1 rRNA gene is annotated in these 823 nt (G+C 52.9%); it reads left to right on the top strand.

The features are described from left to right. Nucleotides 1-170: 170 nt before the first annotated feature. Nucleotides 171-823: ribosomal RNA gene (locus ACFODV_RS15195) — 23S ribosomal RNA — on the top strand; the annotation flags it as partial.

Raw genomic sequence — 823 nt, 5'->3', positions numbered from 1 at the left:
GACATCGATGACCGGTTTATGACTGTCGATTGACAGTCTGCTCTTTAACAATGTGAATCATGCTGACAAACGTTCTTTCTGATGAGAGTCAGGAAGGACACGAGATATGTTTCAAGCGTATCCGGCAATTGTCAAACTGTCATCGCCAACCAGACCCTTTGGGGTTATATGGTCAAGCGATGAAGCGCACACGGTGGATGCCTAGGCAGCCAGAGGCGATGAAAGACGTGGTAGCCTGCGATAAGGCTCGGCGAGGTGGCAAACAACCTGTGACCCGGGCATCTCTGAATGGGGAAACCCACCCACGGTAACGTGGGTATCCCACACTGAATACATAGGTGTTGGGAGGCGAACCGGGGGAACTGAAACATCTAAGTACCCCGAGGAAAAGAAATCAACCGAGATTCCCCCAGTAGCGGCGAGCGAACGGGGACCAGCCCTTAAGCAGGTGACTGATTAGACAAACGCGTTGGGAAGCGCGGCCATAGCGGGTGATAGCCCCGTCGTCGAAAATCTGATCCTGTGAAATCGAGTAGGTCGGGGCACGAGAAACCTTGACTGAATATGGGGGGACCATCCTCCAAGGCTAAATACTCCTGGCTGACCGATAGTGAACCAGTACCGTGAGGGAAAGGCGAAAAGAACCCCGGAGAGGGGAGTGAAATAGATCCTGAAACCGTGTGCGTACAAGCAGTGGGAGCAGACTTGTTCTGTGACCGCGTACCTTTTGTATAATGGGTCAGCGACTTATTTTCAGTGGCGAGCTTAACCGATTAGGGGAGGCGTAGCGAAAGCGAGTCTTAACTGGGCGACCAGTCGCTGG

The sequence above is a fragment of the Halomonas tibetensis genome (assembly GCF_042643535.1).
Taxonomy (GTDB): Bacteria; Pseudomonadota; Gammaproteobacteria; order Pseudomonadales; family Halomonadaceae; genus Halomonas; species Halomonas tibetensis.
This window is presented reverse-complemented; position numbering and strand designations above follow the sequence as displayed.